Below are 12,090 nucleotides of genomic sequence, written 5' to 3'. Positions count from 1 at the left end.
TCCTTTTTACAGCTCTTCCACTATGATATGGCCGTTCGTATAGACGCAAATGTCAGCGGCAATCTCGAGCGCTGCCTTGGCGATGTCTTTGGCGGTCAGCGAGCCGCCGGCATACTTCTTTAACGCGCGTCCAGCAGCGAGCGCATAGTGGCCGCCCGAACCGATCGCCAGCATGCCATCGTCCGGCTCGATCACTTCGCCGGTGCCGGAGACAAGCAACAGATGGTCTTTGTCCATCACGATCAACATCGCCTCAAGGCGGCGCAGCACTTTGTCGCTCCGCCATTCTTTCGCCAATTCCACCGCCGCGCGCGGCAAGTTGCCATTGAACTGCTCGAGCTTGCCTTCGAACATCTCAAACAGCGTAAACGCATCAGCGACCGAGCCAGCAAACCCGGCAAGCACGTTTCCTTGAAACAGCCGCCGCACTTTTTTGGCCGTCTGTTTCATGACGACCGCATTGCCGAACGTCACTTGGCCGTCGCCCGCCATCGCCGCTGCCCCGTTATGGCGGATGGCAAAAATCGTCGTCGCATGAAAAGTTCCCATCATTGTCCCCTCCCTGCCGGCGGGCCTACGCCCGCGGATGCGCCTGCAAATAAATGTGCCGAAGCCGGTCTTTCGTCACATGCGTATACACTTGGGTCGATGACAAATGCGTGTGGCCGAGCAGCTCCTGCACGGAGCGAAGGTCGGCTCCGTTGTTGAGCAAATGGGTCGCAAACGTGTGCCTCAGCACGTGGGGGCTGATCTGTTGCGTCAGCGCCGCCGCTTCCACGATCCGCTCGAAAACGTACCGCGCCCCTCGAGGCGTGAGCGGGTTGCCGCGGGCGTTAACAAACAAATAGCGGTGGTCTGCCGCCAACGTTTTCGTGAGCTCGCGCCGCCCGCCGTGGATATACCGTTTGAGCGCCTCACAAGCCGCGCGCCCGAATGGGACATAGCGCTGCTTGTTTCCTTTGCCGTGAATGAATACGGTCTGCGCTTGGAAATCGATGTCGGACAGTTGAATGTGACAACATTCACTAATCCTGGCACCTGTCGCGTACAACAGCTCAAGCAGCGCCGCGTTGCGCTGGCCAAGAGCGGTATTCTCATCATTGACAAGAAAGAGCGCTTCTAATTCCTGCGGATATAAAAAATTCGGAATGGTTTGCTCTTTTTTCGGCAGCGCCGCAAACGCAAACGGATTTTCAGCCGCCCGCCCCTCGCGCAGCAAAAACTTGTAAAAGCTGCGCAAACTCGAAATTTTGCGGGCGATCGAACGGCTCGATAGCTTTTGCCCGTACAGCTTCGTCAAATACAAGCGGACATCGCTATAGGCCACGTCCTCAAGCCGACCGATCCCCTCGGCGCTCATAAACTGCAAAAACTGCTCAATGTCGCGCCGGTAGCACACAATAGTATATTGTGAATAATTTTTCTCGATTTGTAAATATTCCAGGAACAATTGTAATACAAGTTTCGAATTTTCCATTGCCTCACCTCGCAGCGGCTCCTCCATCGTACCATACGATGGCATACAAACGCAACTATTTTTTATAAAATTCTGAATTGTGGCCGGCGCCTGTTTAGACGTCCGGCCGTTCTTCGTAGTCGCACGCTGTGCATTGCACTTGCGCGCCCTTTTTCAATTTTTTCTCAATGAGCAGCCCGCCGCATTTCGGGCAAGGACGAGCGAGCGGCTGGTCCCAGGAAACAAAGTCACAGTCCGGAAAGCGATCGCAGCCATAAAACACTCGCTTCCGCTTGCTGCTGCGCTCCACGATTTCGCCTTCACGGCATTTCGGGCACTTGACGCCGATGGACTTCACAATCGGCTTCGTATGGCGGCATTCTGGAAAATTTGAACAGGCGATAAACTTGCCGAAGCGGCCCATTTTGTACACCATCGGACTGCCGCACACGTCGCAATCGATGCCGGCCGGCTCGTCTTTCAAATCCACTTCGCGCATCTCTTTTTCCGCTACTTTCAACCGCTTCTCAAATTCGCGGTAAAACTCGTCGACGACTTCGATCCAGCCCACTTTTCCTTCTTCGATTTCATCCAATTCTTTTTCCATTTTCGCCGTAAACTCGACATCGATAATTTCCGGAAAAAACTCGAGCATCAGCTCAACAACGATTTCGCCAAGCTCCGTTGGAATGAACCGCTTGTTTTCCAAGACGACGTAGTTGCGCTTTTGAATCGTATCAAGCGTCGGCGCATACGTCGACGGACGGCCGATGCCGAGCTCTTCCAGCGTTTTCACAAGGCGCGCCTCTGTGTAGCGCGGCGGCGGTTGGGTGAAATGCTGCTTCGGTTCAATCGCTTCGCTCTGGACGGTTTCTCCCTCTTCCAAGTTCGGCAGCAGCCGGTCTTGTTCCTCCGTCTGATCGTCCGATCCTTCGATGTATACTTTCATAAAGCCCGGAAACTTGACCTTTGACCCGTTGGCGCGGAACAGGACGCCGTTGTTTTCCAGCTCCACGCTCATCGTGTCAAGGACGGCCGCTGCCATTTGGCTGGCGATGAATCGCTCCCAAATCAATTTATAGAGCCGGAATTGATCGCGCGTCAAATACGGCTTTACTTTTTCCGGATCGCGAAAGGCTGATGTCGGACGAATCGCTTCATGGGCATCTTGGGCATTGGTGCTTTTCTTTTCCTTCCGTTTTTCTTGGTTGACGTACGAAGCGCCAAACGCCGCCTCGATGTATGCCGCCGCTTCCCGCTGCGCCGTTTCGGCGATGCGCGTCGAATCGGTGCGCATGTATGTAATCAAACCGACGGTCCCCTCGCCGCCGAGGTCGATTCCTTCATACAGCTGCTGGGCGACCATCATCGTTTTTTTCGTGCGGAAATTGAGCTTGCGCGCCGCTTCTTGCTGCAGTGACGACGTGGTAAATGGCGGCACTGGACTGCGCTTGCGCTCGCGCTTGGCGACCGTTTTGACGGTGAACGAATTCCCTTGCAAGCGGGAAAGCACGGCTTTCACGTCTTCTTCCGTCTTTATGTCGCGCTTTTGCCCATCGATGCCGTAAAAGGAGGCGGTGAACGTTTCCTTGCCTTTTTGCAGCACCGCTTGAATCGTCCAATATTCTTCCGGACGGAATTCGCGAATTTCTTTTTCCCTCTCGATGATGAGGCGCAGGGCGACCGACTGTACGCGGCCGGCGCTCAACCCTTTTTTCACCTTCTTCCATAGGAGCGGGCTGATATTGTAACCGACGAGTCGGTCGAGCACGCGCCGCGCCTGCTGGGCGTCCACTAGGTTCATATTGATGGCGCGCGGCTGTTGAAACGATTGTTGAATGGCGTCTTTTGTAATTTCGTGGAACACGACGCGGCAATCCGAATGGATGTCGAGATCGAGCATGTTGGCCAAATGCCAAGCAATCGCCTCTCCTTCACGGTCCGGGTCGGCGGCAAGAAACACCTTTTTCGCTTTTTTCGCCGCTGTTTTCAGCTCTTTAATCACTTGGCCTTTGCCGCGGATCGTAATGTACTTCGGCTCATAGCCGCGGTTTATATCAACGCCCATTTGGCTTTTTGGCAAGTCTCGGACGTGGCCCATCGAAGCTTTGACCGTATATTTTTTTCCTAAGTATCGTTCGATCGTCTTCGCTTTCGTTGGCGACTCGACGATAACTAAGTAGTCTGACATCGATCTTCCACCCCTAGGAGGTAAATTGAAATCTTCATTATTATTAATGATTATGGCCACATTTGTCAAACATGATCGCTACAAGTACGGGAATTCAGCGATCACATCGTCCGCTTGTTGCACTAGTTTGGCCCCGTGTTGAATGAGCGTATTCGGGCCAGCGGATTCGGCCAAACCGATCGGACCGGGGACGGCGAACACTTCACGCCCTTGCTCGAGCGCATACGCGGCGGTGATGAGCGAGCCGCTTTTCACCCGGGCTTGTACGACGATCGTGCCGAGCGACAATCCGCTGATGATGCGGTTGCGAGCCGGAAACTGCCACGGCTGCGGTCTTGTTGCCGGCGGATGTTCAGCGATCACGAGATGTTCTTCCATGAGTTGCCGAGCAAAGGAACGGTGGGCCTTTGGATAAACGTGGTCAAGCCCGCCAGCGATGACCGCGATCGTCGTGCCGCCGTGCCGGACGGCCAGTTGATGGGCGCAAACATCAATGCCAAAGGCCAGTCCGCTCACGATCGTAAAACCGGCGGAAACGAGCGGCGGCACCAGTTTTTCCAACGCGGCGATTCCTTCTTTCGTCGGATGTCGCGTTCCGACGATGCTGATCAGCTTCACTTGTTGAAGCAAAGCGAGGTTCCCTTTCGCGTACAGCACCCATGGCGGCGCGTGGATATGCTTTAGCAGCGGCGGATAGTCGGCGTCCCATAACGTGATGAGGCGAATGCCCCGGCTGCGGTATGCTTGCAGCAGCCGCTGCATATCGATGGCATGCAAGTCGTGGAAAAAGGCGTTCCATTGCGCATCGGAGAGCGGGACAAGGGAGCGGAGGGCAGAGGGAGAGAGCGAAAATGGAGCAGAAAGCGTAGCATCAGCGGCCAACAGCGCCTGAATCGTCTTCCATCCCGCCCCGCGGCAATGGTGGAGATGGATGAGCCGGTCGCGAACCGTATCGTACATCGTATTCCCCTTTCTCGCAACAGGATAAACAGCACCCCGCACACGATCGTGCGGGGCAGGAACATTAATGCGTTTTGCATTTTTCGTACAAGCCGCGCTCTTTTAAGACGGAAATGAGCGTTTCGCCGATGACGGCCGGCGTTTCCGCCACTTTGATGCCGCATTCGGTCATTTTTTTGATTTTTTCCGCAGCCGTGCCTTTGCCGCCGGAAATGATCGCGCCGGCATGGCCCATCCGTTTGCCCGGAGGCGCCGTCTGCCCGCCGATGAAGCCGACGACCGGTTTCGTCATATTCGCTTTTACCCATTCGGCCGCTTCTTCTTCGGCCGTGCCGCCGATTTCGCCGATCATAATGACCGCGTATGTCTCTTCGTCCTCGTTAAACGCCTTCAGCACATCGATGAAGTTCGTGCCGTTGACCGGGTCACCGCCGATACCGACTGCCGTTGATTGGCCGATGCCGGCTTGCGTCAGTTGGTGAACCGCCTCGTACGTCAGCGTGCCGGAGCGCGAGACGATGCCGACATGCCCTTTTTTATGGATGTAGCCCGGCATAATGCCGATTTTGCACTCTTCCGGCGTAATGACGCCCGGGCAGTTCGGGCCGATGAGGCGCGTCTTTTTCCCTTCCATGTACCGTTTCACTTTCACCATATCAAGCACCGGAATGCCTTCGGTGATGCAGACGACGAGATCGAGCCCGGCGTCGACCGCCTCCATGATCGCATCGGCGGCAAACGCCGGCGGAACGTAAATGACCGAAGCGTTCGCGCCCGTTTTTTCGACCGCTTCCGAAACGGTGTCAAACACCGGCACGCCTTCGACTTCCGTGCCGCCTTTGCCCGGCGTGACCCCGCCGACAATGTTCGTTCCGTATTCAATCATCTGTTTTGTATGAAACAGCCCTTGCGAACCGGTAATCCCTTGCACGATCACTTTCGTGTCTTTATTGACAAAAACGCTCACGTGTCTCCCTCGCTTTCTTAACGTACTAGCTCGACGATTTTTTGCGCGCCGTCCGCCATCGATTCCGCCGCCGTAATGTTCAAGCCCGACTCTTCTAAAATCTTTTTCCCGAGCTCGACGTTCGTTCCTTCGAGGCGAACGACGAGCGGAAGTGTCAAGCCGACTTGCTTCGTCGCCGCAACGATGCCGCTCGCGATGACGTCACATTTCATAATGCCGCCGAAAATGTTGACGAAAATGCCTTTCACGTTCGGATCGGACAAAATGATTTTGAACGCTTCCGTCACTTTTTCCTCGCTGGCGCCGCCGCCGACATCGAGGAAGTTGGCCGGCTCGCCGCCGTAATATTTGATGATGTCCATCGTCGCCATCGCCAAGCCGGCGCCGTTGACCATGCAGCCGATGTTGCCGTCAAGGGCGATGTAGTTCAAGTCATATTTCGACGCTTCGATTTCTTTCGGGTCTTCCTCGTCCAAATCACGGTACTCCAAAATGTCCGGATGACGATAAAGGGCGTTGGAGTCAAAGTTCAATTTCGCATCAAGCGCCATCACTTTGCCGTCGCCGGTGACGACAAGCGGGTTGATTTCGGCGATCGAGCAGTCTTTATCGACAAACACTTGGTACAAGCCCATCATAAATTTGACCGCTTGATTGACGAGCTGTTTCGGGATGTTGATGTTGAACGCCAATCGGCGCGCTTGGAACGCCTGCAGCCCAACCGCCGGATCGATGTATTCTTTAAAAATTTTCTCCGGCGTTTTCGCCGCCACTTCTTCGATTTCCGTGCCGCCTTCTTCCGAGCCCATCAAGACGACGCGCGAGGTGGCGCGGTCGACGACAAGGCCGATGTAATATTCTTTTTGAATGTCGCATCCTTCTTCAATGAGAAGCCGCTTCACTTCTTTTCCTTCCGGGCCGGTTTGGTGGGTGACGAGCACTTTGCCGAGCAATTCGCTGGCGTATGTACGGACTTCCTCGAGGCTTTTTGCCACTTTCACCCCGCCCGCTTTGCCGCGCCCGCCGGCATGAATTTGCGCCTTGACGACGCATACCGGTGTGCCGAGCGCTTTCGCCGCTTCGACCGCTTCATCGACCGTAAACGCGACGCGGCCGTTCGGAACGGATACGCCATAGCTTCGCAAAATTTCTTTTGCTTGGTATTCATGAATGTTCATGCGCCAACCTCCTATGTATAAGATCAAAAAGTCTTAGCGCTTTCATTTTATACCTAACGTTTCCCGGTTGTCCACCGTTTCGTCACAATAATGAAAAAAAGCGGGGAAGAGGAAACCTCATCCTTTCCCCGCTTTTTGTTCTTTGGCGGCGCGGTCTAGATCGTATAAAAACGCAAACAGCTCCGCCACGAGCGCATACAGCTCTTCGGGAATCGTCTCATTCAGCTCCACTTCGCTGAGCAATTCAACGAGCACGGGGTCTTTTCGGATCGGAACGCCGTGTTGTTCGGCCATCTCGATGATCGCCTCAGCGACCGCCCCGCTCCCTTTCGCCTTTACCACAGGCGCTTCGTCCACATGGGCATCATACGACAACGCAACCGCCTTTTTTCTCCCCTCGCTCATGCCCGCCAGTCCACCCCGCTGCCGCCGCTTTGAAACGGAAAGAGAGAAGGCGGGCAAGCGGCAGACGCCGCCTTGACATCCACCCCTGACAATCGATAACCGTGCGCTTGAAACCGCTCTTTCGCGAGCGGGGACAACCGGGCGATCAGCGCCGACAGCCGCGGATCATCGTGAAAAATGGAAATGTGAACGATCCGACGCTGCACGCGCATATCGACGACCACCTCGCCCAACTCTTCAAGCGTCAGCGAACAGACGATGCGGCTGTAATCGGTGTCAAGCGTCCGCTCATGGCTTCGCCTTCCTTGCCAATAGACGACCAAATCGCTGTCATGGCGGCCAAGCGGAAGCGGAAAGGCGAGCCACGCGTGCTCCATCGCGCCGTCGCGGCCCGAAGCGATGGCCATGCCGTCCAGCCGGTCAAGCAACGCTTCCGCCGTCCGTTTCGCCCCGCTCGTTTCCGGATCGTGAAGAAGGCGAAGGAGCAGCCCTTTTAACGATGAGGGGGCGACAGGCGCCGAACCCGTTTTCAGCGCGCGGGCGAGTTCCGCCTCGTCGCCAACCCCAAGGCGAGCCGCCATCCGGCGCAGCCAATGAAACACGGACAGCGCCGGATCGCGGGCCGTTCGGGCGGCCGCCCACAGCTCTGCTTCCGCCCTAGGGAGCTCCCCGCGGCGAAAAGCGGCGTCCACCGCGGCAACTCGGGCGAAAAATCTTTCCTCATCCGTCACACCGAGCAGCCGCCCCACTTCAGAAAAACGCCGCTGCCGCAACGCCTCGCGAAGCGCCATACGGCCGTCCTTGGTCAACGGGGCGAGCCCGAGGCGAGCCCAGAGCGCCAGCGCTGGCTCCGCTCCTTCCTGCCGAGCCGCTAACGCTACATGGGCTGCCGTCTCGTAGGCAAACAGCGAGGGCGAAAGAAGACGTTCGAAGTCCTGCCTGAGCGCCACCGTCCCCGGCTGGGCGGGAAGGGCGGCGAGCGCCGCCTTTAGTTCCGTCAACAATGAAGCGAGCGGCGCTCCCGCTCTCGCTGCCCACAGGGCGCGAAACACGGCCGGAGACGGCGGCAAACCGCGGCGAAACAAATGGGCGAGCACTTCTTCCGCGCTGTCCGGTTGCCCGGTTTGCTGCGCCGCCTCGGCCAGCTTCACCACCTCCGTTTTGGTCACAACCGCTCCCGCTTTCAGCGCCTGGCGAAGCACCGGCAAGGCGACATCCGACAGCTTCCAAGCGCGCTGCCATTGGCGCGCGGCCTCTTCAAGCGAATGGGCGCCCGCCCTCGACAGCGGCACCGCTTTCCACCGGCCTTGTTCGTGAATTTCAAACAAATAGAGCCGTCCCTCAGCGAGCGGCGCTTCGAGCCGGGCGCGAATGAGTTGGCCGCCGGCCCGAACGAGCGCCGACCGCTCTCCCGTTTCCGTCTCTTCCACTTGTTCCACCCGGCCGATAATGGCCTCTCCTGGCGCCAACGGTCGTCTAGACACCGGATCGCGCACAGCAGCTACCGGCAACGTTCGTTCCATCCGCTCGACCATTCCCCTCCCCCTTTCTATATAAGTTACCATAAACCATTTCCGATTTTTCGTTGCGTGTTTCATCTAAGTACAAGTTGATGATGATAAACGAGTCGAGTAATCAGCGGGATGTAAAACAAACTTTCAACTATAGCTCGTCGTTTCCCTTTGATCGTCCGTGTCGATGCAACCCGTTTCCATACGATGAGGTTGACATGCTCGGACGGTGTGAAGCAAAGCGGGTCGACACCGGCGCCCTTTTGCTTTCCACGACGATGTTCCCGTTGGCCGTCTCCCGCTGAAAACGAGCGGCGGCCATTAATGAGGATCGCTTGGCGCTTTGGCGAAAGCCGTTCGCATGCAAAACAACGAATGAAAGAAAATCGATCGCCATTAAGCGCGATGGGCGAGCGCTACACCTCGCTTTTCCATCATCCGAGCCGTTAACGATGTTCATTGAGCGCTTCGCGCACCGGCGCAAAGGAACGGCGATGCTCAGGCGTCACTCCGTAACAGCGAATAGCTTGTAAATGTTCCGGCGTCCCGTAGCCCATATGGCGAGCGAATCCATATTGCGGATAGCGGCGGTCCAATTCGGTCATCCAGCGGTCGCGCGTGACTTTGGCGATGACCGATGCCGCAGCGATGGAAGCGCTGCTGGCATCGCCTTTGATCAGCGATCGTTGCGGCAAAGAGCACGGAACCGTCATGGCATCGACAAGCAAATAGTCAGGCGGCGGGGAGAGGTTCTCCACCGCTTTCGCCATCGCCCGCCTCGTCGCCTCGTAAATATTCCACTCATCGATTTCCGCCGCGCTGACGATCCCGATGCCAATAGCGACAGCGCACGCTTCAATTTGTGCAAACAACGCTTCACGCTTAGCCGGTGTGAGCCGTTTGGAATCGTCAAGCCCCGGCAAGTAAGCGCCTGCCGGCAAAATGACGGCGGCGGCCACAACCGGACCAGCGAGCGGACCGCGGCCCGCCTCATCGATACCAGCGATGCGAGCGGCGCCGGCCGCGTACAGCTCCCGCTCCCAGCGCAGCAACGCTTCCCATCGCTGCTTCTCCGCCCGGCGGCGCGCCTGCTCCCTGTCCAAACGAGCGAGAAGCGCCTGCACGCTCTTGCGCTCATCCCGCCGCAGCCATTCCCAATGCGGATCGTCGGCGCCAAGCTGCGGAAGAAGCGCCTCAATCTCCTTGACCGTATACCGTTTCATTCGTCTCTCCCTCTTCTACTTATACTATCGGTTCGATCGGGCCGGACGTCAAGCACGGCCCGCAAAAAAACGCCCGCCGGACAGTTCACGTCCGTAAAGCGGGCGCTTCAAAACTTAAGCGGCCTAATTTTTCGGTCCGAATATCAGACAGCACAATCTCCGCAACTTTGTCGTAATCCACGCCGCCGCCCGCTGTCAAACAGCCGCGCCGCCGCCCGATGGCCTCGAACAACGCGACGATGTCGGCGGGAATGTCATCGAGATCATAACGCGAAAGGAGCCGCTCCGGATAATGAGCGGACAAAAAACGGAGCGCGTAAACGGCGACATCTTGCCCATTCAAAATTTCATCTTTGATGGCGCCTGTTACCGCCAGCTTGTAACCGACATCCTCATCTTCAAACTTCGGCCATAGAATGCCGGGTGTATCGAGCAGCTCCATTTCTTTGCCGACCTTGATCCATTGCTGCGCCTTCGTCACTCCCGGCTTGTCGCCGGTTTTCGCGATATGGCGGCCCGCCAGCCGGTTGATGAGCGTCGATTTGCCGACATTCGGAATGCCGACGATGAGCGCCCGAACCGGACGCGGGTTTTTAATCCCTTTCGCCCGCATCTTGGCGAATTTGTCTTTCACCATCTCTTTCGCCGCTGCGGCCAGTTGCTTCACTCCCGTCCCGCTTTGCGCATCGATGGCGATCGCGGTTTTCCCTTGCTCGCGAAAATAGCGAATCCATTGTTCCGTCACCGCCTCATCGGCCATATCGGCCTTGTTAAGCAAAACGAGGCGCGGCTTTTGTCCCAGAATCTCGTCGATCATAGGATTGCGCGAAGACATCGGCACACGGGCGTCAAGCAGTTCAAAAGCCACATCAATCCATTTTAGTTTTTCTTGCACTTCCCGCTTCGCTTTCGCCATATGACCGGGAAACCATTGAATCGTCGCCATAGCCTTCACCTGCCTTTCGTTGATTCGTGATGACGCTTTGTTTGTTGCCTGCCGATGCGTCACGATCGTGGATTCCACCTGAAAGAGACGGCCCATATGGATGAAAAACGAAACGACGGGCAGCGAGCTTTCTCCCGACCACACCGCTGGCGCTTTGAACGGGTTGCGATCGGATCATTTCACGATGCGGGCGTCTTGGAGCGGCCAATAGACGATGCTCGCCTTACCGACGACTTTCGACATCGGAATGAAGCCGATATGGCGGCTATCTTTACTGAAGCGGCGGTTGTCGCCCATCACGAACAAATACCCTTTCGGCACGGTGCTCCGTCCGGTCAACTCTTTGAGCGTGAACGGCTCCGTCAACGGCCCATAAGCCACTTGCTTTTTGACTTCAGCCAAATATGGTTCTTCATACGGCTTGCCGTTGACATAAAGCGTGTCGTTTCGATATTCGATTCGGTCGCCCGGCAAGCCGATGATCCGCTTAATATAGTCTCTCCCCGCTTCGGCGTGAAACACGATGATGTCGAAACGATGTGGGGCGCCTATTTTATAGGCGAGCTTATTGACGATCATCCGTTCATGATTATGTAACGTCGGCATCATCGAATAGCCGTCGACAATGATCGGGGCGAAAATGAAATAGCGAATGCCCCCAGCGAGCAGGACAGCGACAACAATGGCTTTCATCCATTCGCGCCATTCGCTTTTTTTCTGTTCCATCATCATCCCACCTACGTTCAAATTTGCGATAGCGAAAAAAGGAGCTTGAAAGCAAGCTCCTTTTCCGCTACGTCCCAACGATGTCCGTTATTGAGCCGTTTTTTCCTTAATGCGCGCCGCTTTGCCGCGAAGCTCACGCAAGTAGTACAGTTTCGCGCGGCGGACTTTCCCGCGGCGGACGACTTCCAGCTTGGCGATTTTCGGCGTATGCACCGGGAACGTGCGCTCAACGCCGACGCCGTAGGACACTTTGCGGACGGTGAACGTTTCGCTGATGCCCGCCCCGCGCCGTTTAATGACGACGCCTTCGAACACTTGGATGCGCTCACGGTTGCCTTCCACGACTTTTACATGGACGCGCACCGTGTCGCCCGGGCGGAAATCCGGCAAATCGGTCCGCAACTGCTCTTTCGTAATTTCTTGGATCAAATGATGCATCTCGTTCCACTCCTTCCACAGATGTTCATGCCAATGAAAAATCGTCATTGCAGCGGAACATCGTTTTCCGTCCTCAAGCCAACCGCCTA

Annotated in this window: 12 protein-coding genes; all 12 read right to left on the bottom strand. The window is 56.4% G+C overall.

Annotation, left to right across the window (positions count from 1 at the left end):
• Positions 1–6: 6 nt before the first annotated feature.
• Complete coding sequence (gene hslV / locus ACTVIM_RS05910; RefSeq protein ID WP_033022994.1) at positions 7–549, bottom strand: ATP-dependent protease subunit HslV; 543 nt, start codon at positions 547–549, stop codon at positions 7–9.
• Between the two features lie 25 nt (positions 550–574).
• A complete protein-coding gene (xerC, locus tag ACTVIM_RS05905) occupies positions 575–1,477 on the bottom strand; it encodes a tyrosine recombinase XerC (RefSeq protein ID WP_033022993.1) in 903 nt (300 codons plus the stop codon).
• A gap of 94 nt (positions 1,478–1,571) precedes the next feature.
• The gene (gene topA / locus ACTVIM_RS05900; RefSeq protein WP_445613937.1) at positions 1,572–3,647 is read right to left on the bottom strand and encodes a type I DNA topoisomerase; all 2,076 of its coding nucleotides are present in this window, start codon (positions 3,645–3,647) and stop codon (positions 1,572–1,574) included.
• A 78-nt stretch (positions 3,648–3,725) separates the two neighbouring features.
• Positions 3,726–4,607 carry a DNA-processing protein DprA gene (dprA, locus tag ACTVIM_RS05895; RefSeq protein ID WP_033843508.1) on the bottom strand — a complete coding sequence of 294 codons (882 nt, stop codon included), beginning with the start codon at positions 4,605–4,607 and terminating at the stop codon, positions 3,726–3,728.
• Positions 4,608–4,671: 64 nt separating this feature from the next.
• Positions 4,672–5,574, bottom strand: coding sequence for a succinate--CoA ligase subunit alpha (sucD, locus tag ACTVIM_RS05890; RefSeq protein ID WP_015374401.1), 903 nt, complete (start codon positions 5,572–5,574; stop codon positions 4,672–4,674).
• Positions 5,575–5,591: 17 nt separating this feature from the next.
• Positions 5,592–6,752 (bottom strand): ADP-forming succinate--CoA ligase subunit beta, encoded by a 1,161-nt coding sequence (gene sucC / locus ACTVIM_RS05885; RefSeq protein WP_445613935.1) that lies wholly within the window; start codon positions 6,750–6,752, stop codon positions 5,592–5,594.
• Positions 6,753–6,869: 117 nt separating this feature from the next.
• Positions 6,870–7,157 carry an EscU/YscU/HrcU family type III secretion system export apparatus switch protein gene (locus ACTVIM_RS05880; protein ID WP_033022976.1) on the bottom strand — a complete coding sequence of 96 codons (288 nt, stop codon included), beginning with the start codon at positions 7,155–7,157 and terminating at the stop codon, positions 6,870–6,872.
• Complete coding sequence (locus ACTVIM_RS05875; protein ID WP_445613934.1) at positions 7,154–8,692, bottom strand: flagellar hook-length control protein FliK; 1,539 nt, start codon at positions 8,690–8,692, stop codon at positions 7,154–7,156. Before ACTVIM_RS05875 ends, ACTVIM_RS05880 begins: the two co-directional genes overlap by 4 nt.
• A gap of 422 nt (positions 8,693–9,114) precedes the next feature.
• On the bottom strand, positions 9,115–9,891 hold the full coding sequence (locus ACTVIM_RS05870; RefSeq protein WP_445613933.1) for a ribonuclease HII: 777 nt from the start codon (positions 9,889–9,891) through the stop codon (positions 9,115–9,117).
• Positions 9,892–9,976: 85 nt separating this feature from the next.
• Complete coding sequence (ylqF, locus tag ACTVIM_RS05865; protein ID WP_445613932.1) at positions 9,977–10,837, bottom strand: ribosome biogenesis GTPase YlqF; 861 nt, start codon at positions 10,835–10,837, stop codon at positions 9,977–9,979.
• Positions 10,838–11,011: 174 nt separating this feature from the next.
• The gene (gene lepB / locus ACTVIM_RS05860) at positions 11,012–11,563 is read right to left on the bottom strand and encodes a signal peptidase I (RefSeq protein ID WP_445613931.1); all 552 of its coding nucleotides are present in this window, start codon (positions 11,561–11,563) and stop codon (positions 11,012–11,014) included.
• 87 nt (positions 11,564–11,650) lie between these two features.
• Positions 11,651–12,001, bottom strand: coding sequence for a 50S ribosomal protein L19 (rplS, locus tag ACTVIM_RS05855; RefSeq protein ID WP_033022957.1), 351 nt, complete (start codon positions 11,999–12,001; stop codon positions 11,651–11,653).
• Between the last annotated feature and the right edge of the window lie 89 nt (positions 12,002–12,090).

The sequence above is a fragment of the Geobacillus sp. YF-1 genome (genome assembly GCF_052692335.1).
Note: the sequence above shows the minus strand (reverse complement) of the source record. Positions and strands in the feature narration are given on the sequence as shown.

Excerpts from the sequence above, each read along its gene's own strand:
- dprA (WP_033843508.1), bottom strand. The coding sequence starts at position 4,607 with ATGTACGATACGGTTCGCGACCGGCTCATCCATCTCCACCATTGCCGC.
- ACTVIM_RS05875 (WP_445613934.1), bottom strand. The coding sequence starts at position 8,692 with ATGGTCGAGCGGATGGAACGAACGTTGCCGGTAGCTGCTGTGCGCGAT.
- sucC (WP_445613935.1), bottom strand. The coding sequence starts at position 6,752 with ATGAACATTCATGAATACCAAGCAAAAGAAATTTTGCGAAGCTATGGC.
- rplS (WP_033022957.1), bottom strand. The coding sequence starts at position 12,001 with ATGCATCATTTGATCCAAGAAATTACGAAAGAGCAGTTGCGGACCGAT.
- ACTVIM_RS05880 (WP_033022976.1), bottom strand. The coding sequence starts at position 7,157 with ATGAGCGAGGGGAGAAAAAAGGCGGTTGCGTTGTCGTATGATGCCCAT.
- hslV (WP_033022994.1), bottom strand. The coding sequence starts at position 549 with ATGGGAACTTTTCATGCGACGACGATTTTTGCCATCCGCCATAACGGG.
- topA (WP_445613937.1), bottom strand. The coding sequence starts at position 3,647 with ATGTCAGACTACTTAGTTATCGTCGAGTCGCCAACGAAAGCGAAGACG.
- ACTVIM_RS05870 (WP_445613933.1), bottom strand. The coding sequence starts at position 9,891 with ATGAAACGGTATACGGTCAAGGAGATTGAGGCGCTTCTTCCGCAGCTT.
- xerC (WP_033022993.1), bottom strand. The coding sequence starts at position 1,477 with ATGGAAAATTCGAAACTTGTATTACAATTGTTCCTGGAATATTTACAA.
- lepB (WP_445613931.1), bottom strand. The coding sequence starts at position 11,563 with ATGGAACAGAAAAAAAGCGAATGGCGCGAATGGATGAAAGCCATTGTT.
- ylqF (WP_445613932.1), bottom strand. The coding sequence starts at position 10,837 with ATGGCGACGATTCAATGGTTTCCCGGTCATATGGCGAAAGCGAAGCGG.